Origin of the sequence: Nonomuraea sp. NPDC050680, assembly GCF_040654555.1 — a bacterium.
In the GTDB taxonomy this organism is placed as follows: Bacteria; Actinomycetota; Actinomycetes; order Streptosporangiales; family Streptosporangiaceae; genus Nonomuraea.
In genome coordinates this window covers 176964-201304 of the sequence record NZ_JBFAIF010000005.1, presented here as the reverse complement: position 1 = coordinate 201304, position 24341 = coordinate 176964, and the positions used below count along the sequence as shown (strand labels likewise).

General features: G+C 69.7%; 22 protein-coding genes. 10 read left to right on the top strand and 12 right to left on the bottom strand.

What is annotated here, in order from left to right; genetic code table 11:
- Positions 1 to 18 precede the first annotated feature (18 nt).
- On the bottom strand, positions 19 to 489 hold the full coding sequence (locus tag AB0H88_RS20880) for a GNAT family N-acetyltransferase (protein ID WP_357647317.1): 471 nt from the start codon (positions 487 to 489) through the stop codon (positions 19 to 21).
- A gap of 44 nt (positions 490 to 533) precedes the next feature.
- Entirely contained in the window at positions 534 to 1118 is a 585-nt protein-coding gene (locus tag AB0H88_RS20875; RefSeq protein WP_357646739.1) for a TetR family transcriptional regulator, read from the bottom strand.
- A gap of 124 nt (positions 1119 to 1242) precedes the next feature.
- On the opposite strand from AB0H88_RS20875, the gene AB0H88_RS20870 reads away from it, so the two are divergent.
- Positions 1243 to 1428 carry a hypothetical protein gene (locus AB0H88_RS20870; protein ID WP_357646738.1) on the top strand — a complete coding sequence of 62 codons (186 nt, stop codon included), beginning with the start codon at positions 1243 to 1245 and terminating at the stop codon, positions 1426 to 1428.
- Positions 1425 to 2429 carry an LLM class flavin-dependent oxidoreductase gene (locus AB0H88_RS20865; RefSeq protein ID WP_357646736.1) on the top strand — a complete coding sequence of 335 codons (1005 nt, stop codon included), beginning with the start codon at positions 1425 to 1427 and terminating at the stop codon, positions 2427 to 2429. The genes AB0H88_RS20870 and AB0H88_RS20865 overlap by 4 nt, the downstream gene beginning before the upstream one ends.
- A gap of 42 nt (positions 2430 to 2471) precedes the next feature.
- Here the strand turns inward: AB0H88_RS20865 and AB0H88_RS20860 are convergent, their stop codons facing one another.
- On the bottom strand, positions 2472 to 3095 hold the full coding sequence (locus AB0H88_RS20860; protein WP_357646734.1) for a TetR family transcriptional regulator: 624 nt from the start codon (positions 3093 to 3095) through the stop codon (positions 2472 to 2474).
- A 48-nt stretch (positions 3096 to 3143) separates the two neighbouring features.
- Here AB0H88_RS20860 and AB0H88_RS20855 point away from each other — a divergent pair, with 48 nt between their 5' ends.
- Positions 3144 to 4094, top strand: coding sequence for an NADP-dependent oxidoreductase (locus tag AB0H88_RS20855; RefSeq protein WP_357646732.1), 951 nt, complete (start codon positions 3144 to 3146; stop codon positions 4092 to 4094).
- A gap of 145 nt (positions 4095 to 4239) precedes the next feature.
- Positions 4240 to 4761 (top strand): hypothetical protein, encoded by a 522-nt coding sequence (locus tag AB0H88_RS20850; RefSeq protein ID WP_357646730.1) that lies wholly within the window; start codon positions 4240 to 4242, stop codon positions 4759 to 4761.
- Positions 4762 to 5000: 239 nt separating this feature from the next.
- Here AB0H88_RS20850 and AB0H88_RS20845 read toward each other — a convergent pair whose 3' ends face one another.
- A complete protein-coding gene (locus tag AB0H88_RS20845) occupies positions 5001 to 8141 on the bottom strand; it encodes a WD40 repeat domain-containing serine/threonine protein kinase (RefSeq protein WP_357646728.1) in 3141 nt (1046 codons plus the stop codon).
- 81 nt (positions 8142 to 8222) lie between these two features.
- Between AB0H88_RS20845 and AB0H88_RS20840 the strand changes: the two genes are divergently transcribed.
- Positions 8223 to 8657, top strand: coding sequence for a nitroreductase family deazaflavin-dependent oxidoreductase (locus AB0H88_RS20840; RefSeq protein ID WP_357646726.1), 435 nt, complete (start codon positions 8223 to 8225; stop codon positions 8655 to 8657).
- A 61-nt stretch (positions 8658 to 8718) separates the two neighbouring features.
- On the opposite strand, the gene AB0H88_RS20835 is transcribed toward AB0H88_RS20840, so the two are convergent.
- From AB0H88_RS20835 to AB0H88_RS20825, 3 genes are all read right to left on the bottom strand, one after another.
- Positions 8719 to 9333, bottom strand: coding sequence for a hypothetical protein (locus AB0H88_RS20835; protein ID WP_357646725.1), 615 nt, complete (start codon positions 9331 to 9333; stop codon positions 8719 to 8721).
- A 131-nt stretch (positions 9334 to 9464) separates the two neighbouring features.
- Positions 9465 to 10775, bottom strand: coding sequence for a hypothetical protein (locus AB0H88_RS20830; RefSeq protein ID WP_357646723.1), 1311 nt, complete (start codon positions 10773 to 10775; stop codon positions 9465 to 9467).
- Positions 10772 to 11272 carry a SigE family RNA polymerase sigma factor gene (locus AB0H88_RS20825; RefSeq protein WP_357646721.1) on the bottom strand — a complete coding sequence of 167 codons (501 nt, stop codon included), beginning with the start codon at positions 11270 to 11272 and terminating at the stop codon, positions 10772 to 10774. The genes AB0H88_RS20830 and AB0H88_RS20825 overlap by 4 nt, the downstream gene beginning before the upstream one ends.
- A gap of 280 nt (positions 11273 to 11552) precedes the next feature.
- Here AB0H88_RS20825 and AB0H88_RS20820 point away from each other — a divergent pair, with 280 nt between their 5' ends.
- Together AB0H88_RS20820 and AB0H88_RS20815 are read left to right on the top strand one after the other, a co-directional pair.
- Positions 11553 to 11867 carry a hypothetical protein gene (locus AB0H88_RS20820; RefSeq protein ID WP_357646719.1) on the top strand — a complete coding sequence of 105 codons (315 nt, stop codon included), beginning with the start codon at positions 11553 to 11555 and terminating at the stop codon, positions 11865 to 11867.
- Positions 11864 to 12298, top strand: a complete 435-nt coding sequence (locus AB0H88_RS20815) for a hypothetical protein (protein WP_357646717.1) — start codon at positions 11864 to 11866, stop codon at positions 12296 to 12298. The genes AB0H88_RS20820 and AB0H88_RS20815 overlap by 4 nt, the downstream gene beginning before the upstream one ends.
- A gap of 408 nt (positions 12299 to 12706) precedes the next feature.
- On the opposite strand, the gene AB0H88_RS20810 is transcribed toward AB0H88_RS20815, so the two are convergent.
- From AB0H88_RS20810 to AB0H88_RS20795, 4 genes are all read right to left on the bottom strand, one after another.
- Positions 12707 to 14380 carry a glycosyltransferase gene (locus AB0H88_RS20810; protein WP_357646715.1) on the bottom strand — a complete coding sequence of 558 codons (1674 nt, stop codon included), beginning with the start codon at positions 14378 to 14380 and terminating at the stop codon, positions 12707 to 12709.
- An 86-nt stretch (positions 14381 to 14466) separates the two neighbouring features.
- Positions 14467 to 16404, bottom strand: coding sequence for a glycosyltransferase (locus AB0H88_RS20805; protein WP_357646713.1), 1938 nt, complete (start codon positions 16402 to 16404; stop codon positions 14467 to 14469).
- Positions 16401 to 17897, bottom strand: a complete 1497-nt coding sequence (locus tag AB0H88_RS20800; protein ID WP_357646711.1) for a glycosyltransferase family 2 protein — start codon at positions 17895 to 17897, stop codon at positions 16401 to 16403. The genes AB0H88_RS20805 and AB0H88_RS20800 overlap by 4 nt, the downstream gene beginning before the upstream one ends.
- A complete protein-coding gene (locus tag AB0H88_RS20795; protein ID WP_357646709.1) occupies positions 17894 to 18331 on the bottom strand; it encodes a hypothetical protein in 438 nt (145 codons plus the stop codon). The genes AB0H88_RS20800 and AB0H88_RS20795 overlap by 4 nt, the downstream gene beginning before the upstream one ends.
- 237 nt (positions 18332 to 18568) lie before the next feature.
- Here AB0H88_RS20795 and AB0H88_RS20790 point away from each other — a divergent pair, with 237 nt between their 5' ends.
- The gene (locus AB0H88_RS20790) at positions 18569 to 19678 is read left to right on the top strand and encodes a glycosyltransferase (protein WP_357646707.1); all 1110 of its coding nucleotides are present in this window, start codon (positions 18569 to 18571) and stop codon (positions 19676 to 19678) included.
- Positions 19679 to 19719: 41 nt separating this feature from the next.
- Positions 19720 to 21339 carry a glycosyltransferase gene (locus AB0H88_RS20785; RefSeq protein ID WP_357646705.1) on the top strand — a complete coding sequence of 540 codons (1620 nt, stop codon included), beginning with the start codon at positions 19720 to 19722 and terminating at the stop codon, positions 21337 to 21339.
- 89 nt (positions 21340 to 21428) lie between these two features.
- Here the strand turns inward: AB0H88_RS20785 and AB0H88_RS20780 are convergent, their stop codons facing one another.
- Positions 21429 to 22991, bottom strand: a complete 1563-nt coding sequence (locus AB0H88_RS20780; RefSeq protein WP_357646704.1) for a glycosyltransferase — start codon at positions 22989 to 22991, stop codon at positions 21429 to 21431.
- 158 nt (positions 22992 to 23149) lie between these two features.
- On the opposite strand from AB0H88_RS20780, the gene thrC reads away from it, so the two are divergent.
- On the top strand, positions 23150 to 24208 hold the full coding sequence (thrC, locus tag AB0H88_RS20775; RefSeq protein ID WP_357646702.1) for a threonine synthase: 1059 nt from the start codon (positions 23150 to 23152) through the stop codon (positions 24206 to 24208).
- Positions 24209 to 24341: the final 133 nt, after the last annotated feature.

The following is a 24341-nucleotide window of genomic DNA, read 5'->3' as shown; positions in this document are numbered from 1 at the left end:
CGGCATCGGCCTACGATGTCATTGTCGCGAGTCGAGTTGGAGCTGGAAGACGATCCGGTCGACTTCTGGGCCGTCATAGTCGGGCACGGGACCCATGACCGTGAAGCCCATCGCGGTGTGGAAAGCGATCGAAGCGTGGTTCTGCGGAGACGTGATCGCCCGGATACTCGTACGCTGCCCGTCCCTGGCGAGTTCGAAGAACCGCTGGTAGAGACGGCGGCCAAGTCCACTACCGCGAAGGCGCGGGTCAATGCCGACAAAGTGGATGTAGGCGGCGTCGGGCATCGAAGGGGACAGGAATCCGATGAGGAACCCCACCAGTTCACCGCCCTCCTCAGCCACCGTGCTGGTGCGATGGAAGTGGTCGAGGAACAGCCGCGGCAGAATCGACCGAATCGGCCGGCCCCACCAGTCATCCACCACGGCAACGATTCGATCGTAATCGCCGGGGTCGGCTGTCCGCAGACGCGGGCCATTGCTCGTGATCATCAGAATGCTCTCCGTGTCGTTTGTCGGCTGTCCAAGGCCCAGACTCAGTCCAGGCGGCACACGGTGGCGATCTCCGGCATCAGCCCCGCGAACGGCAGCGGACGTACGGCCTGCTGCATGAGGGTGCCGAGCAGGTAAGAGAACAGCGCGTGAGCCCGCCCAGGCGGGTCGTCGACCGGAATATCGGCCAGCAGGTCCCGGAGGACGTCGATCATTGCCTGGTGCATCCGATCGATCGGCTCAAGGCGCCCCTTCTGCCCCACGTCCACCCAGTAGCTGAACCACAGCAGTGCCGCGTTCGGCCGCTCGGCGAAGATCTCCAGGTACGTTCGTACGGCGGCCCAGAAGCGATCCAGAGGGTGCACATGCTGCTTCGCCGCCTCACCGATGCGATCGAGGCATCCGCTCATGTGACTGGCCATCGCGCCGTCGATGATCTCGTCCATGTCGTCGAAGTAGTAGTGGATCGCGCTCTTGGTCAGGGGGCTGGCGTCCGCCACCGCACGCGCCGTACACGCGGCCAGGCCGTCACGGGCGATGACCTGCTTGGCCGCCTCGATGATCTGTTCCTGTTTGGCGCGCTGGTTCGGCGACCATTGCCTCGCCCGGCTCTCCGACGATGACCCCATGACTGAGGAGCATACCCGTCCGGTTGCGCTGTCAGGACACGCGTCCTAATGTTTGGGACATGCGTCCTAAGTTGGGCGCGTGCGCGACGCCACTTCGGCGAACGAAGAGGAAGCGAAAGCGATCATGACTCAGCCCTTTGTCTTCATGGACCTCCGAACCGCTGACCCCGGGGGCTCGCGGCGCTTCTACACCGAGCTGTTCGGCTGGAGGGTCGCCGACGTGCCCGCTGGACCCGCGACCGTCATCCAGGACCCGAACGGCGCCACAATCGCCCTGTGGGAGTCCGCCGCCCCCGGTACCACCTCATGACGAATCGGCCCAGCTACTCATGCGCGCTCGCGCCGACCGCCGACGTCGTCGATAAGGCCGGGCTCGCCGAGCGGCTCGGGTATCAGCGTGTCTGGCTGTTCGACTCGCCGGCGCTGCACGGAGATCTGTGGATCGCACTGGCCCGCATCGCGTCCGGGACCAACCGGATCGGTCTGGCCACCGGGGTGGCCGTCCCGAGTCTGCGCCATCCGATGGCGACCGCGTCGGCCATCGGCTCGATCCACGAGCTGGCGCCCGATCGGCTCATCGTCGCCTTCGGGACCGGCTACACGGCGCGCCACGCTCTCGGGAAGAAGCCCGTCACCATGGCGGCCACCGTCCGATATATCCGACAGGTACGGGCGTTGCTCGACGGCGAGGTCGTCGAAATCGACGGTCAGCCGTGCCAGATGATGCAGTTGCCCGGCTTCGGCCCCCCACGCCCCATGAACGTGCCCCTGTGGATGGCAGCCTCGGGACCAAAAGCGTTCGCGGCGGCGCGCGACCTCGACGCGCCCGGCGTGGTCATGACCAGCATCCCTGCGGAAGGCGATCCAGGATGGGCGCAGCGCGCATTGCTCAGGTTCGGCACCGTGCTGCGAGCGGGTGAGGATCACACCAGCCGACGTGTCATCGAGGCCGCCGGTCCCGGTTATGCCAGCATCGTTCACGCCGTGTGGCAGAACGCGGACGACAACGCGGTCGATGCCCTGCCCGGCGGCAAGGAGTGGCGTGCCGCGATCGAAGCCGAACGCCCTGAGGGCCAACGGCACCTCATTGTCCACCAGGGCCATCTCTCCCAGTTGACCGAACGTGACCTTGGCGTGGTGACCGCCGCCGGACCAGCGATGCTGGAACCCGGCTGGACGGGTGACGCCGCTTCCATCGCCGTCCGGTTCGACCAGGCCGGTGCCGCCGGAGTGACCGAGGTCGTGTACGTCCCGGCGGGCCCAGACATCCCCGGCGAACTCGAGGCGTTCGCCAGGGCGGCCGCGTCGTAAACCCGGCCACGTGCGTGGATGTGCCTCTGGAGAGCCGTACCTCTAGCGTCTGGAGAGAGGCAGCCGGACGGGCGGCGGGAGCGGCGTCGGGACCGGGTTCGCCTGGAACGACTGGAGCATCAGGGCCGCGAAGCGGCGCGACGCCGCCACTCGCATCTCGGGTGACTCGGCGCGGATGCCTTCGTTCGCCATCAGCGCCAGGCTGATGTCCTCCAGCACGAAATCCTTTCGCAAGGGGCCTGCTTCCTTCGCGCGCCGCACCAGTTCGAGCAGTTGGCGCAGCGTGCGAGCGTGGTCCGCGGCGAAGTCGGTCGCTTGGGGAAGCCGCGAGGTGAATGCGCGGGCGAAGCCTCGGTCGAGGGCGTGCACCTCCATGAGCCTCTCGATCACCAGGCTGAACCCGCGCCACGGGTCGCCCACGGACAGACCCTCCTCCACGATCGCCGAGCAAGAAGCCATCTGCTCGGCGAAGGCCTCGGCCTGCAGCGCTTCCTTGGTCTGGAAGTGCCGGTAGACGGTCGCGACGCCGACCTCGGCGCGCCGGGCGATCTCCCGGATCGGCACGTCGAGGCCCTCGGCGGCGAAGGCCGCGCGAGCGACCGCGAGGATGCGCTCGCGGTTGTCGCGGGCGTCCGAGCGGAGCTTCGTTACCACTTGGGCCGTCATCGCTCTCACTTTAGCTAAACGGAGGGGGTGCTCCGTTACGTTCGGCGCATGAGAGCGATTCAATTCACTGAGTACGGCCCGCCCGGCGTTGTGCACGTCGCCGAGGTGGAGGCGCCGCACGCCGGACCGAGCGAGATCCGCATCGCCGTACGGGCCTCCGGAGTCTCGCCCGGGGAGACGTACATCCGCTCCGGGGCGCTGCGTGACATGGTGCCCACGACGTTCCCCTATCGGACCGGCTTCGACGCCGCGGGCGTGGTGGACGAGGTCGGCGACGGCGTCACGGGCGTGAGCATCGGCGACGAGGTGTTCGGCATGACCAGCACGATCGGGCGCGGCGCCAATGCCGACTTCGCGGTCCTGGCCGCCTGGGCGCCCAAACCGGCCGCGTGGAGCTGGGAGGAAGCGGGCGGCGCCGCAGGCGGCGTCGAGACGGCCACCCGGGTCCTCGACCGGCTCGCGGTCGGTGCTGGGCACACCGTGCTCGTGCAGGGCGCGGCCGGTGCGGTGGGCACCGTCGCCGTCCAGTTGGCAGTCGCCCGCGGCGCCACCGTCATCGGCACGGCGAGCGAGCACAACCACGACTTCCTGCGTTCCCTCGGCGCGGAGCCGACGACGTACGGGGTGGGGCTCGTCGAACGGATCCGCGCGCTGGCACCGGCCGGGGTGGACGCGGTGTTCGACTGCGCCGGAGGGGCGTTGCCAGACCTCATCGCCATCGCCGGTGACACGACGCGGGTGGTGACGATCGCGGACTTCACCGCGGCGGCCCACGGCGTACACATGTCGCACGGAGCGCCGGCCGAGGAGACGGGTGCGGCCGTGGGAGCCGCCGCCGACCCGCAAGCGGTGCATGGCCTCGCGATCGCGGTCACGCTCGCCGGCGAGGGCCGGTTGCGGGTGCCGGTCGCGGCGGCTTTCCCGCTCGCCGAGGCCGCGGCCGCGCACGAACTGAGCGAAGGCCGCCATGCCCGAGGAAAGATCGTGCTGGTGAACTGATCGGCCGCCCGTGGCCGTTCACGACAACCGGTCACGGGCCCGCTGCTGCTCAACGGGCCGGGGCCGCCACCCGCAATCGCAAATAGTCCACAACCGATCCGAACTATCACTAAGGTGATCAAGTCAAAGATCGAGGAGGAACCTGGTGAAGCGGACAATCGCGCGGCGGATCGGCCGTTCTGTGTTGGTGGCGGCCCTGGCGGGAAGCGTCGTGCCGGTTGCCGTCGCGTCCCCGGCGCTCGCCGCTCGGAAGGCGACACTGGGGCCGTACGGGTACGGCGATCTGAAGCTCGGCATGACCGCCTCCAAGGCCAGGGCGACCGGGCGGATCGTCCACAAAGCGGTCGGGGACTCCGCCAGATGCACGGGCTGGGACCTCAAGGAGAACCCGTATGGGGAGTACCGGGTGGGGATGTACATCTCCAAGAAGCGCGGCGTGGCCATGATCGTCGCGCCGCCTGGCCTGAAGACACCTCAGGGCATCAGACTCGGCTCCAGCAAGGCGCAGCTGAAGGCCGCCTACCCCGGTCTGCGGCGTGGTCCGGGTGGGTATCCGAGCGCCACCGTGCCGGGCAACAAGAAGGCGTTCTACATGTTCTATGTGTCGGACGACAAGGTCTCCGGCCTGAGCCTGGTTCTGGCCACGCAGGACTGCGTCAGGTACTAGCCCCGTCCTTCGCCGAGCAGGTAGAGGTGATCGTCCGGTGCTCCAGCAACAGGGCAAAGGCGGCATTGTGCGCGAAGTGCGCCAGCACCGCCGGCCACACGCTGCATCGAGGTCGCCCCACTGAGCGGCGGGCGGGTCGCGATGCGGAACACCGAGCGTCCCGACCTGGAGCCGTGGGTGGTCAGTGGTTGAGTCTGGGCCGCCTTCGGCAAGGGCTGGCGAAACGGCGAATTCGCCTTTTAGCAGACTCTTCTAAACGGCTGGTCGGGCAGGTAGTGGGTCCATTCGGCCTCGGTCAGTGCTCGTCCGGCCCGCGCGCACACTGCCTTCATCAGGGGTTCCATCGCCATGGGCAGCCGGGTCAGACGGCCCGCCCGGCCCATGGCCAGCAGTTCGGTGGAGTCCGCCGCGACCAGCTTCAGATCGGCGCTGAACCAGATCTTCTCCGCCGTGCCGGAGAACAGGAGCCTCGGTCCGAACGGTCGGCCGGACTCGAGGTCGACCAGGCGCAGCAGGCTCGCGTCCAGGCCGATGAGACGTCCGTCGGCGGCGACCGTCCAGCCGAGCAGGCGTGGCCTGGCCACCTGCTTGAGGCGCCGGCCGCCGGGGACCTGCCAGAGCGTGAAGGTCTTCTCCTCGGCCGTCCAGAGCCCGGCCGGGGCCGGCAGCGCACCGTCCGAACCGGCGGAGGTCGGGACCTTCGCCAGCTCGCGCCGGGTGGCGGTGTCCCAGACCGTGACGTCGTCGCTGCGTTTGATCGCCAGCCGCCCGCCGTCCCGGCTGAAGGAGAGGCCGGCGTCGTAGTTCTGGAACGCCCCTGCCTCGAAGTCCCTGCCGTTCAGCGTGATCTTGGTGGAGTCCAGCGCGTGGGTGGCGAGGAGCTTGCCGTCGGCGCTGAACTGGATCTCGTCGAGGGTGTCTTCCCCGGCGAAGTACGGCCGGAGCGAGACGACCGTGTCCTCACTCAGGTAGCGCAGCCCGGTCGAGCCGAAGGCGACCGCGGACACCGGGTCCACTATGGCGCGTTTGAGCATCAGCGGCTCGTCGGCGTTCAGCTTGTAGAGCCTGATCGTCGAGCCGATCGCCGCGAGTACCTTGCCGTCCGGGCTGAACACCGGCACCGCCGTGCTCTCCCAGTCCGAGATCGAGGTGATCTCCTTGCGAGAATCGGTGTCGAAGACGGTGAGGCCGTTGTTGCCGCCGACGGCGAGTAGCCGTCCGTCGCGGCTGAACGCCGAGAAGGGGAGACAGTCGGAGCAGATACCGGGAAATCCGGGCTGTTCCTTGCCTGAGGGGAGCGCCCAGCGCCGGCTTCCGGCCACGGCGTAGTCGCCGCCCGGGTGGATCGCGGCCCTGGCGAGCGCGGGCAGCATGGTCGTCTTTCCGGTACGCGGGTTGTAGACGGTCTTCCCCTGCCCCCAGTCGATGATGAGGAGGCCGCCGCTGAAGCCGAGCTCCAGGTCGCCCATCTCGGAGGCGGGCATGTGCAGGCCCATCTGCTTGCCGGTGGCCAGGTCCCAGAGCCTGACGCTCTTGCTGTCGCCGACGGCCAGCAGCCGCCCGTCCTCGCTGACCGCGGCCCGGCGCAGGGGCGCGTCGGCCAGACCGAGTCCGGTGAAGCCGCCTGTCCGCCTGCCGGACGACACGTCCCACACCCTGACCTCGTCGGAGCTGACGCTGATCAGTGACCGGCCGTCGGCGGTGAGGGCGCGTACCACGTCGGGGCCGGTGTCCGGGTCGCGAAAGGCGGCGCCGCCCTGGTCGGCGACCGAGGCGAACAGGCTCGACCGGGCCTCGGCCGTGGGGGACAGGCGCCCGGCCGTGGCGCTGAGCAGCATGCCCAGCACAGGGTTCGTACCTCTCACCGTGTCGGCCACTCCGGCCAGCCGTGCGGACTCGGCCGTGTCGCGCTGCTCGGCGAGCATGACGCTCTGCTGTACGGCCATACCTCCCGCCACCAGGGCCAGTGCCAGGAGCACGGCCAGGCATATGGACAGGAATCTGGTCCTGCGGGATCGGCGCCTGGTGAGCGCGGCGGCCGCCGAGAGGAAGTCCCGTTCGCTGGGAGTGAGAGTGATGTTCCGGCGCTCGGCCGCGGCCCAGCGCAGCGCGTCGTCGAGCGAGCTGCCGTGGAACAGGTCGGCGTCCCGGCGCCCGTGCTCCTGCCAGCGTTCGGCGGCCGTCCAGATCTGGCGATGCATGACCAGGCCGTCCCGGTTCGTGGCGATCCAGGCACGCAGCCGGGGCCAGGCCAGGGGGAGGGCGGGACGCAGCAGCCGTACCGGATCCCCCTTCGAGACCAGGTACGTGAACGCGTCCAGCACCCGCTCGATGTCGTCGGGGAGCTCGGACCTGCGTAGTTCGCGCAGCTCCAGCTCGTCCTTGGCCGTCACCGTGACCAGCCGCAGGAACAGCTCGGGGACCAGCTCCTTGTCGGCCGGGGAGAGCGCGGCGTAGGCGTCCTCGGCGATGACGCCGAGCGCGGGGTCGTCGGCGGCCGTCCCACCCCGCCGGCCGTCACCGGTGATCCCGATCCGCTCGCCGTCGCCGGCGCCCAGGGCCAGCAGCCGCGGGGTGTCGAGGATGCCGTCGCCGTTGACCAGGCCGAGCAGCAGTTCGCGCGCGGTGGGGCGGCCGGCCGGTTCCTTGGCCAGCGCGGCGCGCACCAGGTGGCGCAGCGAGTCGGGCAGCACGGTCAGGTCGGGTTCGTGGGAGAGCACCCGGTGCATGACCGCGCCCAGGGCCTCGGCGGTGAACGGATCCTCACCCGTGGCGGCGAAGAGGATGACCGCGCCCCACGCGAACACGTCCGCGGCCGGCCCCGCCCGCTGTCCCGAGAACACCTCCGGCGCCATGTAATTGGGCGTGCCCGCCACCACTCCCGAGGCGGTGAGCGACATCTCCAGCGTGCGGGCCACCCCGAAGTCGATCACCCGGGGCCCGTCGGGGCCGAGCAGCACGTTGTCGGGCTTGAGGTCACGGTGTACGACGCCCGCGTCATGGATGGCGGTCAGCGCGGTGGCGATCGCCGTGGCCAGCCGGTGCAGGTCGTCGCCCCGGAACACGCGCCCGGCCTTGCGCAGGCTCGGGCCTTCGACGTACTCGCTGACGATGTACGGCCTGGACCCGTCGAGATGGACGCCGAGCACCCTGGCCGTACAGAACGAGGCCACCCGCTGCGTCGCGACCGCCTCCTTGGCCATGCGACCGCGCAGCTCGTCCTGGTTGGCCGGGTCACCGTGCAGCACCTTGACCGCGACCCTGGCGCCCGCCGGATCGTAGGCCTCGTAGACGACGCCCTGCCCGCCCGCCCCGATCCGGGCGGCCAGCCAGTATTCGCCGAGCCGCTGCGGGTCCCCGTCGATCAACGTGCTTCCCATGCCCGGTTGGACTACCGGTCCGACCAGATGGTTGCGCAGCCACTTGACTTAAACCCCAGTTCAGGGAGGAGCCTGTTCGCTATGACGGAACACAGCGAAGAAGTGCTCGACAGTCCGACCGACTGGGTGGCCGATCACATCCGCCGATACGTGGAGACGGACGGCCGGGACGGCCACATGTACCAGCAATGGCCGACCCTGCTGCTCAGCACGCGCGGCCGGAAGTCCGGCAAGCTGCGCCGCACGGCCTTGATCTACGGCCAGGACGGCGACCGTTACCTGCTGGTGGCCTCCAACGGCGGGTCCGGCAGCCATCCGGCGTGGTATCTCAACCTGGTCGCCGATCCCGAGGTGACGGTGCAGGTGCTCGCGGACGTGTTCGGTGCGCGAGCCCGTATCGCCACCGGTGCCGAGAGGGCGTCGTTGTGGCGGATCATGGCGTCGCTCTTCCCGCTCTATGACGATTACCAGAGCAAGGCCGAGCGAGAGATCCCCTTGGTCATCCTGGAGCGCTGATCACGGCACGTACTGCCGCCGATACCGGTGAAACTCAACGACGCATCCTTAGCCGTCAACCTCAGCGCTCCGAGGCGAACGAGTCCAGTTCGTCTGCCCGACGGAGGTCCTTGGGCCGGCCTAGGGCGCGACGCATCTGGATCAGGTCTTCTCGGGAGACATAGTGAACTTCCAGGCCGCCGGGGTCGACTGTGGTGCCTGCGCGGTCGAGGCACTCCCGGACCTGAAGGTTTCCCCAGGGAAGCGCCGGGGTGCAGCAGTCACCGCTGGCTCCGGGCGATGTGAACTGTACCTTGGGGGAGAGAAAGGAACTGGGGTGATTTGCTAAGGGTCTGCTCGTTTCGCCGGTAAGTTGGGCGTTGACGGAGGTGAAGGCGGCAGCCAGGGCCGGGGCATGGGCCGGGGCACCGTCCCAAAGCAGGTCCAGATCGCCGGTCAGTTCGGTGGATCCATGCATGATGCCAGCGACTTGCCCGATCACTACGACCCGGACGCCGCTACGGTGGAGGGCTTCGAGCAGAGGGAACGGATCGAACCCGAGGGCATTGTCGGTGCCGAACGTGCCGACGCTGTCGTCGGCCTCCTCGTGGCCCAGGCCAGTTTCCGCCCGGTTCAGGGTCAGTTCACGGGTGCGTCGGACGGCGACGCGGAGTCGTTCCAGCGGTTCGTCGGTCATCTGATTCATGAAACACCGGACTGCACTCCTGGCGCACTAGAAATTCTTCAAGCCTCTGGCGGCCCGTGACTGACCCAGTAATCGGGTGCTCAGCCCAGAGTTCGGGCCTCGCGAACCTTGTCCGGCTCAACCTACTTGATCGCGGCCAGGTCCAGGACGTACATCTCGTTCTTGATCGGGTAGGTCATCAACCGGTCGAGGCCGCCGTCGGGGATCGCCATGGTTCCTCTCGCATCCGGCCGTATGCCGAGATCGGCGGACCTGCCGGTGTCGGCGTCATACAGCGTCAGGACGCCCTGGTCTCCCGATCTCGGCAAGTCGACCTTGAAGAAGCGCTCCAGGCCGGCATCGTCGCCTGACTGGAAGTTGCTCGGCAGTTCGTGCTCCTGGGAGCCGTCGCGGTCGCGGACGAAACTACGCAGGATGGTCCGGGTCTGCACCGTGTCCGGGCACCGGCGAGTGCCGCACTTGATCTCCTTGCCGGAGCGGTCGCGAGGGCGTTCGACCTTGACGGTCTTGTATCGCACTGCCACGCCCGCGCACCGGTCGACGCCGCACCTGACCTCCTCGTCGGCCTTGACCACGGCGTCGCGCCGCTCACCGGTCTCGACGTTGAGCAACTCGCGGAAGATCGCTTTTCCGCGGTGGATGCCCACCCACGGCCATTGCAGGATGTGGTGTCGCTCGGCGCCCTTCACCGGCTGCGGCGAGCCCCCGCTCAGTGGCACCCGGTAAACCCCGCCCTTCTCGTAGGCGAAGACCACGTCCGAGCCCGTCACTGCCAGCCCGTTGATGTGCCCCTGCTTCATGACGTTTCCGAGGGGGACGTCGGTCACCGGCCGAGGTCGGCCGCCGGCGGCCGGCACCGTCCAGATCCGGGCGACCCGCGGGCTGCCTGCCTCCTTGTAGGACGCCCACCAGACGATGTTGCCGCCACCGGCGGCGACGCCGTCGGCGAAGATCGCCGATCCCTTGGTCGGGGGGATCTCAGCGATCTGCCTGGGCCGGCCGGTGCCCAGGTCGTAGCTCCACAGGAACTGACGCTTTCCGTCACCGACGCCCGTCATGACCAGCAGCGTGTGCTCGTCGAGGAGTAGCTGCGGGTAATACGCGCGGCCGTCGGGCAGCTTGGCCGGGATCTTGTGTACGGCCTGCGGCCACACCTTCTCGATGGGCGGCGGAATCTTGTCCGCCGACGGCTTGGCCTCGCCGGTCGCGCTGACCGCGGGGTGCGGCTCAGCTGACGCGCCCAGGGCGCTCACCGCCGTGCCCACCCCACCTGCCACCAGGACCACGGCCGCGGCCGCGCGTACGGCGGCGGTCCGGGCCCGCCGCCGGCGATGGCGCGTCTTGACCGTCGCGACCAGCCCGGCCGGCGCCTGCGGCGCACGATGAGCCGCCCCAGAGAGGACGCGGCTCAGCTTGTCTTCCAGATCGGTCATCGCATGCTCCTGTGGGTCGCCGGTGAGGAGGAGAGGGAGAAACGCAGCTTGTCCAGGCCCCGGAAGGCCTGGCTGCGCACGGTTCCGGGAGAGATGCCGAGCACCTTGGCGATCTCGGCGTCGCTGAGCTGTTCGTAGTAGCGCAGCACCAGCACGGCACGCTGCCTGCGGGGCAGCGCGGCCAGCTCTTCCCAGAGACCCTGTTCCTCGTCGGGCGGGAAGCCTTCGTGGTGAACCCGCTCCGGCGGCTCTCCGGTGAGGTGTTCACGCCTGTGCCGCCGCCAGACGCTGATGTGTAACCGTGCCATCGTGGTTCGGACGTAGCTGTGCGGGCTGTCCTTGCGTCTCACTCTCGGCCAGGCGCCACACAGCCGTACCAGAGCTTCTTGGACCAGGTCGGCGGCGTCATGAGGGTTTCCGGTCAGGACGTATCCGTAGCGGAGCAGCGCGTCCGTCTGCTCTGCCACGAAGTCGTCGAAGCCGGGGTCGTCATCCACTTGTAGTCCCTTCGGTAGTCAGGTTCCAGACGGCCGAAGGGACGAAGATGTTGCATCGCTGGCGAATGTTTTTGGGATTCTACTTGGGGTCACACAAAAGGCCCGGTCCAAACGGTCGACGCGCCTGTTGCGGCGATTGCTGCCTTCGTCGCTCGGGCTTCGCTGCCGCCTATCGTCCTCCATCACTTTGAGACTGTTCGCAAGACCATTCGGCAGGGCTGTCGCTAGCATGGTTCGTATGACGGCGATGGGGTAGTGTGTATGACATGAAAGGTCGTTGATGAGCAAGCCGCTCCCGATCATCGAGCTGCCACTGGACTGGGATGAGGGGAACCTGAGCCATGCACAAGGGCATGGCGTCTCACGCGACGAGATCGAACAGGTTGTTCGCAACATGCCCGAGGTGCGGCAGTCACGCAGGAAGGGGGTGCCCATTGTTGATCACTACCTGTTGGTGGGCGTCACCGATGCTGGGCGACGTGTCACCGTCGTTGTTGTCTATCCCGTCACTAGGAGGCGTGACTGGGGTAAATACGAACTGGAGATCGGACGACCAATTACCGCATACGACACGCCGAAGAGGGGCTCATCATGAGCAAGAACGATCCAACTGCGCGGAACATCGCTGAGATGGATGAGGCCGCGCGTGCTCAATGGTTCTATGACAACCGCGAGCAGGTTGCTGAAGAATCCACACCTGCCGTCCTCGACCGTGTCATATCAGTGCGGGTCAGCCCTGGTGATCTTGGTTTGCTGACTGAAGCCGCATCGGCAGCAGGAATGAAACTGAGCGCATGGTTGCGCAAGGTTGGATTGGAGGCGGCGGCATTGGCGCCTGCTGCCCCACCTGCGGCAGTGCTCTCAGGAGAGCAGACGCGGCAGCTCCAAGACTCGGTTATAAACATCGTGGAGCTGCTAGAACGTAGCGGTGTCAGACTTGACGCAGCACGAGGTCGCCGTGAGCAATCGCTGGTCCTCAAGGGGCTTCGTCACAAGCGAAAGAAGAAGATCGAGGCTGGGAAGTAGCGGCCCGCTCGATTATCGGCGTCAGATTTCGCTGACGTCCACTTAGGTGTAGATCGCCGTCAATGTGAAGTCCGGTTCTCCGTAGAAAGCGTCACGCGACCGCGATCAGCATCCGATGACACGGCAGCAATGCAAAGCGCCCGTATAGGGATCCGAGCTCGCGCAGGAATCGGACTTCGGTTACTTCGCTGTCCATCCACTCCGGCCCACGATGCGGGGAGCTCGAGGGGCGGCAGCCCCTCGACGGGGTTTGGGGCGCAGCCCCAATAGACACAGTCTGAGCTCCAAAGGCGCGAAGCGCCCCCTCGGCGAAGGCGATGCAGTTAGGCGGGTGAGGGGGCCGCACCCCACTGGACACAGTCTGAGCTCCCGAGGTGCCCCGATTGGCGAAGGCCATGCAGTTGGGGGTCAGTTGTCGGGGAAGGCCAGGTTGCGGACTCGCTGGACGGCGCGTTTGAGTACCGTGCGGTCCTGGGCACGGGACAGGCGGACCGCCTCGCGGCGCCACGACTCGGCCTTCTCGCGCCACCGTTCCGCGTCCCTGCGGCCCTTGCCCGCCTCTCGGCGGAGCTGGGCGAGTTCGGCCTGCATGAGGGAGGTGCGCTTGCGCAGGCGGGTGAGCTCCTTCTCGTACTGGGCAGTGACGCGGTCCAGTTCGGGGACGGGGCGGCGGCGGGGCGGGTAGATCGGGGGGCGGCGGGTGAAGCCCCAGGTGTCGCCGTCCACCCATTCCAGGCCGAAGACCTCGTCCAGGACGGTGTCCAGGTGCTCGCCGGGGCGGGCCACCAGAGCGGCGCGGGAGAGGGCGGCGGTGCGTTCGAGTCTGGCCACGGTGACGCCCTGGTCGGTTTCGTCGAGGGCGACGCAGAGGGCGCCGCCGTCGTGCTCTTCCAGGTGGTCGACCAGGCGTTGGAGGGTGTCGCGAGCCGGGACCCAGCCGGGCGGCATGAGGAGGCGGAACGGTGACACGACATCGGAAAGGTCCGAGGCCAGCCGTACCCGGGGGTCGTGTTCGAAGGTGGCGTGGATGAGGCGGAGGTCCAGGTCGGGGTCGCGGAGCGGGGAGCGGCGGCCGTCGCCCAGCTCGGACCAGGGGCCGGTGATGGTGATCGCGACGTCCGGCACCGAGCCGGCCAGCAGGGCGTCGACCGTCGCGCGGACGTCCTCGTAGCCCGCCGCGGGGACGATGGCGTCCACGTACGGGACGAGCCACTGCCGGCCCGGGTCCGTGCGCAGATAGCGCCGGTACGGTACGCGGTCCGCCACGTAAGGGTCGTTGTACCGCTTCAACGACAGGAAATCACGCATGGCCGTCGGCAGCCCGATGTGCCACACCCGCGAGTCCGGGTCCGGTACGTACACGGCGCCCGCCTGCGTGAGCCGGTAGCCGAGTTCCGTGTCCTCCGCCAGCACCAGGGAGGTGTCCAGCCCGCCGATGGAGCGCAGCAGCGTGGCGGGGTAGGAGGCGGTGGCGCCGACGTGGATGCGGGTGGCCAGGGAGTTCGGGGCGGTGCGCAGGCCGTCGTGGTCGAGGATGATCTTCTCGGCCCAGTCGTGGCGGTGTGGGGAGAGGGGGAACAGCTTGTCCTCGTGCCCGTCCTCCAGCGCCTGGCGTACCTCGCCGGGGGAGGGCAGCACGTCGCCGGCGGTGAAGTCGATCCAGCCCAGCACGACCAGGTACGGGGCCAGGTGGTGCCAGCGGAGCTGGGCCTCGACGTGGTGGCGATGGGGCACCATGTCGGCGTCCAGCACGAAGACGATCTCGCCGGTGGCGGCGTCGACGCCGGTCTGGACGGCCCAGGCCCGGCCCCAGCCGCCGGGCGGGCTGGTGATGAGGCGGGTACGCGCCGGGACGAGGTCGGGCAGGCGCACCGGCACCGCGCTGCCGTCGTCCACGACGATGACGTCCATGAGCTCGGCCGGATAGCTCTGCGCCGACAGCGCGGCCAGGGTGAGGTCGAGGGTCTCCTGGCGGTCGTGGGCCGGGATGACGACGGTGACGGTCAGCTCGGGTGTCCACTGGCCGAGGAGGGGCGGGGTGAGCACTCCGTAGTCGTTGCGGCGGATGCGAGGGGCCGACATGTCCCTTCCGGCACCGGTAGGAGCTGGCATGTCCCCTCCGAGGCCGGTACGAGGCGGCATGTGCCCGCCGGCATCGATAGGAGGAGTCACGGTAGTTCCATGAGAAGGCTGGGGTGGAAGCCGCGCCACTGGTTCCGGTTGCGCTGCAGGAACGTGCCGATCGGCTCCTGCCAGGTGTGGTTGGCGGCGGGGCCGCGGCGCAGGATGTAGCCGAGCCCGTGCGTACGGTAGATCTGCCCGCCCGCCGCCTGCAGCGCCTCCTGGAACTGGGTGTCGACCGAGCGGCGCAGCGGCCGGAAACCGCCCACCGCCTGGAACGCCGAGCGCTCCACCAGGATCGTGCCGCCCGCGACGAAGCTGGTGATCTGCTCGGTGATCTGCCTGCGGTGCACGGTGACGTCGATCGACGACAGGTAGACGAACTCCGGCACGGTGCCCACCACCTGGGCCCCTGAGTAGGAGTGCGCGAGCAGCAGGTCGGCCAGGAAGTCGGGGCCGTACCAGTCGTCGTCGTCCATCTTCAGCAGGAACGAGCCCGAGGCCCGCGCCGCCGCGTCGTTGAGCACCTGGCCGAACACCGCCTGGTGGTCGGCCTCCAGGACGGTCAGCGGGCCGTCGAAGGCGGCGATGGCAGCGGCCACGTCCGGATGGCCCTGGGGCACGCCGTGCAGGGCGAGGATCACTTCGAGCTGGGCGTCGCGCTGCCGGGCGACCTGGTCGAGCGCGAACCCGACCATGTCGGTGCGCCGGGTGGCCAGCAGTACCGAGGTCAGCGGGGGAGCGGGGGCGGGGGCGCCGAGCTGCTCCCAGCGCGCCGCGACGCCGTGGGTACGCAGCGCCTCGCGGCGCAACCGGATGCTGTGCTCCTCGCGGCGGAGCTCGTCGGACAGGTCGGGATCGGACATCAGGAGCCGGGCGAGCTCGTCGCCGAGTGCGCCCGCCCAGCGTGGCACCGTGTCCGCGACCAGCGGCACGCCGGCCGCGGCCAGGCCCGTCAGCACGCGGACGGCGGCGAGGGGGCCGCTGTGGGCGTGGTGCCAGTCGATCCGCACGCCGCGGAGCTGCCTGAGCCTGCCCACGTCGGCGTCCGTGACGCCGCCCGACTCGGCGAACGCCGTCACCATCTTCCCGTCGAGCACGACCGACCAGCGACCGTCGCGCTCCACCAGGGACGCCAGGCCGCGTGACGGGGTGGTGACGAAGCCCTGCGGGTTCACCAGCCGCTCGTCAACCGGCGGGATCATGGACGGCTGACCGAGCACGTCGGGGTCGGTCAAGGACAGCCCGGCGCCGCCGGGACGGCCGAGCTGCTCCCAGCTCGCGGACCGTGCGGTCGGCCGCTCGATCGGCGTCTGCGACCCGGACCAGCCGGCCACGGACGTGTCGTCCGCGCCCTCCTCGGATACGGAAGGCGCTCCGAAAGCTGTTCCGGCAGTGGCGAGTGTGCCGGAGGTGTCGAGGGTGCGGAGCACGACGTCGCTACCTGGGGCGCCGACCCGTTCCGGCACCGGCCCGGTCACCTCGGCGGGCGTCGCGTTCGGATCCCCGGGACGCCAGGCCGCCGCGCCGACGCCCGCGATCGCCGCCGCGGGCGCCGTGATGACGTCGAGCCGGTGCCCGGCGAACGCCCGAGCCGTCGCGGTCACCGTACGGCCGGCGGGCGTGGGCGCCGAGAACCGCGCGTCCACCACCCACACCCGGTCCTTCGGCTGGTAGACCCGCAGGTCCGTGAGCGAGCGCCAGCGGTGCGCGGGCGTCGGGGTGGGCACGGGGGCCGGATGGGAGGCGGGCGTGTCGAGCACGGCCACGACCACCCGCCGGGCCTCCGGCAGCAGCTTGTGCAGCGTGGCGGCCCGGCGCAGGTCGGCGGGGGTACGGGCGAGCACGAGCACCTCGTGCACCCGTTCCGTGTCCGCCGACGGCTCCAGCAGGTCCCGGTCCAGGTCCACGGCGGTGATGTCGTGCTCGACCCCGGCCAGGAAGACCCGTGCCTTGGGCATCTCGGCCAGCAGCTCGCGGATCATCCGGCGCTCCGCAGGTGTCTGATGAGCGAGGTCAGCGGTCCGGTGGCGGCGGGGTCGGGGGCGGGAGCGGCCGAGAGCCGCTCCACCTCGGCCGACAGCCGGTCGATCTCGGCCCGCAGCTCCTTCACCTCGTTCTGCCGCTTGCCGGCCAGCGCCCGCCACTTGGCGGGGTCTCCGGCCAGCGGCTCGGCCTGGTCCTCCGTGGCGAAGCCGTACTCGGCCCCGCTCACCCAGACCGACCCGAACATCTCGTCCACCAGGTCGTCGGTCCCCCCGTGGAACAGGGCCGCGCGGGAGAAGGCCGCGGTGCGCTCCAGCCTGGCGGTCACGACCCCGGTCTCGGCCTCGGCGAGTGCGGCGCAGAGGAGTCCCAGCGTGTCCTGCTCGGCCAGCCGTACGAGCCGGGACAGCGTGTCGGCGCCCAGCACCCAGCCGGACGGGAGCGTGAGCAGGAAGGGGGCGGGGGCGGCCGAGTCGGGGGCGGCCGTCACGAACGTGACGCGCGGCTCGTTCCGGTAGAGGTTGTGGATGAGGCGCAGGTCGAGCAGCGGGTCGTCGAGGCTGTCGCGGCGCTCGTCCGTCAGTTTGTCCCAGGGGCCGACGATCGCCACGGCCGTGTCGGTGATCGTGCCCGCCAGCGCGGAGTCGACTCCGGCGCGCGTCTCCTCGTAGCCGGCCGCCGCCACGACGACCTGGACGTACGGCACGAGCCAGCGGCGTCGCGGATGGCCGCGCAGCCAGCGCAGATCGGGGATCAGGTCGCCGAGGAAGGACCAGTTGTGCCGGTGTACGTCCTTTTCGCGGCGCATCACGGTGGACTGCCCGACGTGCCAGGCGCGCGCCTGCTCGTCGGGGATGAACACCGCCCCGGCCTGGGCCAGCCGGTAGCCCAGCTCGGTGTCCTCGGCCATGTTCAGGGTCCGGTCGACGCCGCCCGCGTCGCGCAGCAGGTCGGCGCGGACCGAGGAGGAGGCGCCGGTGTGCAGCAGGTACGCGCTCGAACCCGCGTCCTTGAGCATCCTGGTGGACTCCAGGGTCACGCGGGTGTACTCGGTCCGGGTGCCCTCCTCGCCCAACGCGGCCACGAACCGGGTGTCGCCGATCACGACGGCGTGGTCGATGAGGTGGTGCCAGCGCATGTGCGCTTCCAGGTGGTCCGGGGCCAGGACCATGTCCGCGTCGAGCCAGTGGATCACGTCGCCGGTGGCGGCGAGCCGGCCGGTCTCCCTGGCCGCGCCGCGTCCCCAGCCTTCGCCTACCCGGACGACCCGGACGCCGGGCAGGTCGATGGGCGGCTCGCTGCCGTCGTCGGCGACGACGACCTCGATCAGCCCGGCGGGATAGGTCTGCTCCGCCAGTGCGGCCACGGTCCGGGCGAGTGCCGGCGCGCAGTTGTAGGCGGGGATCACCACGGAAACGGTCAGCGCGGGCTGCCAGGCGCCGATGGCCGGCGGCTCCAGCGTTCCCCAGTCGTTGTGCCTGATCCGCGTCATACCCGGTCCTTGGCCAGCGCGCGGACCTCCTCGCGCAGCTCCTCCACCTCTCGCGCCCGCGTCATGGCGTTGACCCGGTCCTCGCCCAGCGAGGCCAGGATCGCGCCGAGGTCCTCCTCGCGCCGCGTCGCCGACTGCTCGATGGCCTCGGTCAGGCGGTCCAGCCGCCCCTCGACGCGCTTGAGCGCGGTGGCGGTCTTGGCCAGCTCGGCCTCGTGCTTCTTGGCTCGCAGGTCGATGCGCTGGGCCTTGCCGTCGAGGCGTCGTACGGTCAGCACGAGCACGGCGAGCCCGGCCAGCGTGACGGCGAACGCCCCCGAGGCGGCGGCGGCGCCGAGCGTGAGCAGATCGGTGAGGACGAGCAGCACGAGCACGGCGACGGCCAGAACTCCGAGGATTGCGGCGGTCGCTGCCAGTCGGCGGGGCGAGAACATCCGCGCATACCTTTCGTAGTCATGACGTATCTGGTGGCAATGGGATATTGACACCTTAATAAACATTTGCCACTACCGTGCCATAGCTTCCTGGATGAAAACTGGGAAGATCCTGCTAGTTCAGCTCCATCGCCGACCGCACCGGTCGTCCACACCTAAGGTGAACTCAACATCTCAGATGCTGTCAGACCGGCGTAAGGTAGGCGCCGACTGAGTCCCCGTCGGTCGAGGAGCACCATGTCCGTCACCCCCTGCGGCTTCGCGCGTACGCCGGAGAAGGGGCTCGCCCGCCTGCATTGGAGTGAGGGCCGCCCCGCCGAGCTGCCCAGGGCCTTCACCGGGTGGGCCGTCGATGGCCATGAGCCCGACGTGCCGTCGCTGCGCCCCCTGCGCGGCCTGGAGATCGAGTGGCCCGATCGTGAGGTGCCACTCGCCGGGCTGGTCCGGCTGGCGGCGGCGGGCGTGCCGCTGACCGCCGACGACGCCCCCGCATGGGTCCCCCCCGAGCTGGCGGCGCTGCTCACGGACCGCGACTGGCTCGCGCACACCGGGACCGGCCCCAGGTCACTGGCCGATCTGCGTCGCGAGGAGCACAGCGTCCGGCTGCGTCGCCTGACCCACCGCCTGCCGCCCTCGCGTACGCCGCGGATCAGCGTGGTCATGTCCACCAGGCGTCCCGCGCTGGTCGCCGGGGCGCTCGCGCAGATGGCCCGGCAGCGCGACACCGACATCGAGGTGCTGCTGGGCCTGCACGGTGTCCCCTTCGAGCAGGTACGGCAGGCGGTCGAGAGCTGCCCCCTGCCCGTGACCTGGGTCGAGGCCCCGGCCACGACGTCCTTCGGCGAGGTGCTGAACGAGGCCGCGGCCCTGGCGGCCGGCGACTACGTGGCCAAGTGGGACGACGACGACTGGTACGGCCCCGACCACCTCGCCGATCTGATCATGGCGGCGTCCTATTCGGGGGCCGACATCGTGGGCACGACGGCCGAATTCTTTTACCTGGAGCCCTTACACGCCACCATCAGGCGCACCACGTTCGCGAGCGGCGCCGCTTATCCGAGCGAGGTCTCCAGCGATCATGTCGCGGGCGGCACGATTCTCGCCTCAAGAACGATATTTCAGGACTTAGGTGGATTTCCGGCCCAGCCGCGGGCGGTGGACCGGGACTTCCTCAAGGCAGCCCAGGCGGCCGGGGCGAGCATCTACCGCACCCACGGCCTCGGCTACGTGCTCCGGCGGACGCTGAGCGACCAGCACACCTGGCAACTCCCGCTCGCCCACTTCCTGAAGGTCGCCACGAACCAGTGGCGCGGCTTCCGCCCGAGCCTGCTTCTGGAAGCGGCATGAGGGCCGAGCCTGCTCCTGGAAGCGGCATGACGGTTCCCGGGATGAGGGTTCGCGGCAACGACTACCGGATGCTCGAACCGCCGGAGACCTACACGCCCACGCTGCGGGTCAGCGTGATCGTGCCCGCGTACGGCAGTCAGGACAAGCTCGACCTGGCGCTGGCCGGGCTCGCGCGCCAGACCTACCCCGCCGGGCTGATCGAGGTCATCGTCGTCGACAACGGCAGCTCCCCGCCCCTGCGGCTGCCGGCCGAACGCCCCGAAGGCACCCGGCTGATCGTCTGCCACGACCCGGGCCGGGCCGGCGCGCGCAACGCCGGGCTCGCCGAGGCCACCGGCGACGTGATCCACTGGCTCGACTCCGATGTCGTGCTCACTCCCGGCTCGATCGAGGCGCACATGCGCTGGCACCACGCCGCGCCCTATCTGGCCGTGACCAGCTACATCAGGTTCACCGACGCGCCGCTTCCGTCCGAGCTGCCCGACGACCTGGAGAAGGCGTTCGAGCCCGCCGAGCCGCATGCCTGGATCGTCGACCTCATCGAGCGGACGAACGGCCTCACCGACAACACCCAGCGCCCCTTCAGCCTGCATGTCGGCGGCGCGACCTCGGTCAACGCCCGGCTGGTCGCCGTCGCAGGGACGATGGACGACGAGCTGATCCTCGGCCAGGACACGGAGATGGGCTACCGGCTCTACCAGGCCGGGGCGGTGTTCGTACCGGAGCCCAAGGCCCGCGCCTACCATCTCGGGCCGACCATGCGCATGCGCGACCAGCGGCCCATCGACCGCGTGAGCTACGCGTTCGTCGCCGACCGCATCCCCGCCTACCGGTGGCTCCGCTCGCACCCCTCCCGCCAGTGGAAGGTCCCGTACGTCGCGGTCGTCGTCGACGGCACCGCCGGCTATGAGCAGGTCCGCGCCACGGTCGACGCCCTGCTGGCGGGCACCATGCTGGACCTGTCCATCGTCGTGGTCGGTCCCTGGGACTCCCTCGGGCGCGAGCGCCGGGCCCCGCTGAAGGACCCCGACCTCGACCTGGTGCTGGTCCACGGCCACTACCTGCACGAGGGCCGGGTACGGCTCGCGGTCTCCGGCGAGGTCGACCCGGGCGTGCCGTACGTGCTGCGGCTGCCCGCCGGCTGGGTGCCAGGGGAGGACAGCCTGGCCAGGCTGCTCGACCTGGCCCGCAGCGAAGGGCTGGGGCTGGTGAACGTGCTGCTCCACGAGTCCAAGGACGGCGTCGTGGCCGCCCGGCTGGAGCGTGCCTCCTCCTTCGCTCGGGCGCGGATCGTCGTACGCCCCGACGAGGAGCTCGACGACGCCGTGGACGATGTGGCGGGCGTCGCGTGGGTGGAGGGCGAGACGTACGGGTTCGCCGAAGAGGCGGCGGAGCTGCTCGGCCGCCGCAGCGCCTACCGGGCCAGGCTCAAGGCGGAGGCCGACGCGGCGCGGCTGGCCAAGGAGGCCGAACGGCTGCGCGCGCAGGTGACCAAGTGGCGCGACGAGGCGGGGCGCTGGCGCAAGAGCGCGGTGGAGCTGCGGCGCGACGTCAGCACGCTGCGCCGCCAACTGGCCGCCGCCAACCGGGCCCAGCAGAGCATGAAAGTCCTGCTGGCCACCACGGTCAAGCGCGCCCTGGGCAAGAGACTGCGCGGCTAGCCGGGTCGGCGGGCCGCGCCGTGCTCAGTTGGGCCGGAGCGCGAGCCGCTCCGTGCTCAGTTGGGCCGGAGGCGCGAGCCGCCCCGTGCTCAGCTGGGCCGGAGCGCCGACTTGAGGCGGCCCAGGAGGGTCCGTTCCTCGGTGGCGGGAACCGTGACGATCGGCGGTAGCGGCGTGGCGGCGGGCTTCTGGGGTGCCGCCTTCTGAGCCGTGCTCTTCTCGCCAGTGCTCTTCTCCCCGGTGCTCTTCTCGCCGGTGCTCTTCTCGTTTGTGGGTTTCGGCTGCGGGGCCGGGGGCCAGTAGCGGTCCGGGTCCTCGTGCCGTACGCCGTGCGTGGTCTGGATGATCTCGTCGAGATCGTCGCCCGGTGTGGCGAGCAGCAGGGCGCGGCCCAGGGCGGAGGTGCGTTCGAGGCGGGCCGTGCGGCCGTCGGGCAGGTCCACGACGAGCACGCCCGTCAGGTCCTTCTGCACCGTCTCGATCATCCGCTCCAGCGTCGCCTGGTGCAGCGGCACGTCGACCGGCCCTCGGTAGCGGAACGGAGCGGGCGCCGGCGTCGGGGCCGCCTCGTCGATCAGCCGGATCCGGTCGTCGTGGGCGAACAGGTCGCGCATCAGCCGCATCTCGAAGAGCGGGTCACTGAGCACGGCCCGCCGCCCGTCGTGCAGTCGCGCCCACGGTCCCACGAGCGTCACCACGACGTCCTGAAGCCTGCCGTCGAGCGCCGCCGCCACCGCCTGCCGGACCACCGCTTCCGAGGTGTCCGTCACGTCCAGGACGATCTCGACGTACGGCACGAGCCACCGGCGGCCCCGGTCCTTGCGCAGGTCGCGGCGGAGCGGAACCCGGTGCGCCAGGTACGGCTCGACCGCTCGCACGGCGCGATCCCTGTCGCGGTGCTGAGCGGGCAGTCCGATATGCGCGGCCTGTGCTTCCATATCCGGAATGAACACGACGCCGTACATGGCCAGCCGGTAGGCGAACTCGGTGTCCTCTCCGCGCACGACGTTCGGGTCGAGACCGCCCACATCGTGGAAGACCTCCCGGGGAAGGGCGAAGGTCGGTCCTGTGCACACGTGGTAGGGATTGCGGCTCTTGCGAAGCCCGTCGGTCTTGGCGATCGTCGCCTCGGTGGAGCTCGACACGCCCGACGCCAGGTCGAACACGTCTCCCAGGTGTCCCGCCCGGAAGACCTGCTCGGCGGTGATGTCCGGCACCTCGATGAAGCGCTTCATCCCGATCGTGACCAGATAGTCGGTCACGTGGTGCCAGCGGGCCAGGGCCTCGATGTGCTCGCGGCAGGCCACCATGTCGGCGTCGAGGCGCTGGATGATCTCGCCGTCGGCGGCCTTGGCACCGGTGTTGACGGCGTTCGAGATGCCCCAGCCGGTCGTCACCGGGACGATCCGGGTGTTGACCGGGCGGAGCTCCGGCAGCCGGATCGGCGGCTCGCTGCCGTCGTCCACGACCAGGACCTCCATGAGGTGGTCCGGGTACGTCTGAGCGGCCAGCGCGGCCAGTGTCAGCTCCAGATGGGGCCCGCCGTGCGCGGGTATCACCACGCTCACGGACAGGGCCGGTGACCAGGTGCCGAGCTCTGGCGGCGACAGCGGAGAATAGTCGTTCTGCGTCATGGCAGGACGCGCGTTCATGGTGGTGACCCCCCTGCCGGGGACCTTACCGGGAGATGCTGAGAATTTCCTGAAATATGGGTTGTTGCAGCCACCGCTCGGCGGCCCGGGACTCGACTCCGTGAACACCGCCGGGACCCCGTACACTCGGTGCCCAAGACCGCAGGTAGGGAGTCAATATGACCAGGTCGTGGCGTGGCCTCATCGAGGAGTACCGAGAGCGTCTTCCGGTCACCACGAAGACGCCCGTCATCACGCTGCTGGAGGGCGGCACGCCGCTGGTGCCGGCGCATCGCGTCTCCGCGCTGACCGGGTGTGACGTCTACCTCAAGGTGGAAGGCGCCAACCCGACGGGCAGTTTCAAAGACCGTGGCATGACCATGGCCATCAGCAAGGCCGTCGAAGAGGGAGCCAAGGCGGTCATCTGCGCCTCCACCGGCAACACCTCGGCCTCGGCCGCCGCCTACGCCGTACGCGCCGGGCTCACCTGCGCCGTGCTGGTGCCGCGCGGCAAGATCGCGATGGGCAAGCTGGCCCAGGCGCTCGTCCACGGGGCCACGCTGCTCCAGGTCGAGGGCTCGTTCGACGACTGCCTGGAGATGACCCGCAAGCTGTCGTCCAGCTACCCGATCGCGCTGGTCAACTCGGTCAACCCGTTCCGGCTGCAGGGCCAGAAGACGGCCGCGTTCGAGATCGTCGACACGCTCGGCGACGCGCCCGACATCCACTGCATCCCGGTGGGCAACGCGGGCAACATCTCGGCCTACTGGATGGGCTACCGCGAATACGCCGCCGACGGGATCGCCACCAAGGCGCCGCGCATGTTCGGCTTCCAGGCCAGCGGCGCGGCACCCATCGTCAACGGCGCGCCCGTCGCCCATCCGCACACGATCGCCACCGCCATCCGCATCGGCAACCCCGCCTCCTGGCAGCTCGCCACGGCGGCGCGCGACGAGTCCGGTGGCGCCATCGAGTCGGTCACGGACCGGCAGATCGCGGCCGCGTACAAACTGCTGGCCCAGGAGGAGGGCGTCTTCGTCGAGCTCGCCTCGGCGGCCAGCGTCGCCGGTCTCCTGCAGGCGCACGCGCGGGGGCTCATCGCGCCCGGGCAGCGCATCGTCTGCACGGTCACGGGCAACGGCCTCAAGGACCCGGACTGGGCGATCGCCGGCGCCCCGGCCCCGGTCACCATCCCCATCGACGTCCACGCCGCCGCGGCCGCTCTCAACCTGGGCTAGGAACGCCGGACTCTCTCGTACGGAGCATGCGGGCGCATGCCGGACTACGCGGTGTGCGCCCCTGCTTTGCCGTACGGATGCTTTGCCGTACGGATGCTTTGCCGTACGGAAAACAGGCCCGTCGCCGCTGAGG

What these genes read in the sequence shown, in the direction of transcription:
- AB0H88_RS20785 (WP_357646705.1), top strand. Translation starts at nt 19,720, where the DNA reads ATGAGGGTTCGCGGCAACGACTACCGGATGCTCGAACCGCCGGAGACC.
- thrC (WP_357646702.1), top strand. Translation starts at nt 23,150, where the DNA reads ATGACCAGGTCGTGGCGTGGCCTCATCGAGGAGTACCGAGAGCGTCTT.
- AB0H88_RS20855 (WP_357646732.1), top strand. Translation starts at nt 3,144, where the DNA reads ATGAGAGCGATTCAATTCACTGAGTACGGCCCGCCCGGCGTTGTGCAC.
- AB0H88_RS20815 (WP_357646717.1), top strand. Translation starts at nt 11,864, where the DNA reads ATGAGCAAGAACGATCCAACTGCGCGGAACATCGCTGAGATGGATGAG.
- AB0H88_RS20860 (WP_357646734.1), bottom strand. Translation starts at nt 3,095, where the DNA reads ATGACGGCCCAAGTGGTAACGAAGCTCCGCTCGGACGCCCGCGACAAC.
- AB0H88_RS20830 (WP_357646723.1), bottom strand. Translation starts at nt 10,775, where the DNA reads ATGACCGATCTGGAAGACAAGCTGAGCCGCGTCCTCTCTGGGGCGGCT.
- AB0H88_RS20800 (WP_357646711.1), bottom strand. Translation starts at nt 17,897, where the DNA reads ATGACGCGGATCAGGCACAACGACTGGGGAACGCTGGAGCCGCCGGCC.
- AB0H88_RS20840 (WP_357646726.1), top strand. Translation starts at nt 8,223, where the DNA reads ATGACGGAACACAGCGAAGAAGTGCTCGACAGTCCGACCGACTGGGTG.
- AB0H88_RS20780 (WP_357646704.1), bottom strand. Translation starts at nt 22,991, where the DNA reads ATGAACGCGCGTCCTGCCATGACGCAGAACGACTATTCTCCGCTGTCG.
- AB0H88_RS20795 (WP_357646709.1), bottom strand. Translation starts at nt 18,331, where the DNA reads ATGTTCTCGCCCCGCCGACTGGCAGCGACCGCCGCAATCCTCGGAGTT.
- AB0H88_RS20880 (WP_357647317.1), bottom strand. Translation starts at nt 489, where the DNA reads ATGATCACGAGCAATGGCCCGCGTCTGCGGACAGCCGACCCCGGCGAT.
- AB0H88_RS20875 (WP_357646739.1), bottom strand. Translation starts at nt 1,118, where the DNA reads ATGGGGTCATCGTCGGAGAGCCGGGCGAGGCAATGGTCGCCGAACCAG.
- AB0H88_RS20805 (WP_357646713.1), bottom strand. Translation starts at nt 16,404, where the DNA reads ATGATCCGCGAGCTGCTGGCCGAGATGCCCAAGGCACGGGTCTTCCTG.
- AB0H88_RS20820 (WP_357646719.1), top strand. Translation starts at nt 11,553, where the DNA reads ATGAGCAAGCCGCTCCCGATCATCGAGCTGCCACTGGACTGGGATGAG.
- AB0H88_RS20865 (WP_357646736.1), top strand. Translation starts at nt 1,425, where the DNA reads ATGACGAATCGGCCCAGCTACTCATGCGCGCTCGCGCCGACCGCCGAC.
- AB0H88_RS20810 (WP_357646715.1), bottom strand. Translation starts at nt 14,380, where the DNA reads ATGTCGGCCCCTCGCATCCGCCGCAACGACTACGGAGTGCTCACCCCG.
- AB0H88_RS20835 (WP_357646725.1), bottom strand. Translation starts at nt 9,333, where the DNA reads ATGACCGACGAACCGCTGGAACGACTCCGCGTCGCCGTCCGACGCACC.
- AB0H88_RS20845 (WP_357646728.1), bottom strand. Translation starts at nt 8,141, where the DNA reads ATGGGAAGCACGTTGATCGACGGGGACCCGCAGCGGCTCGGCGAATAC.
- AB0H88_RS20790 (WP_357646707.1), top strand. Translation starts at nt 18,569, where the DNA reads ATGTCCGTCACCCCCTGCGGCTTCGCGCGTACGCCGGAGAAGGGGCTC.
- AB0H88_RS20870 (WP_357646738.1), top strand. Translation starts at nt 1,243, where the DNA reads ATGACTCAGCCCTTTGTCTTCATGGACCTCCGAACCGCTGACCCCGGG.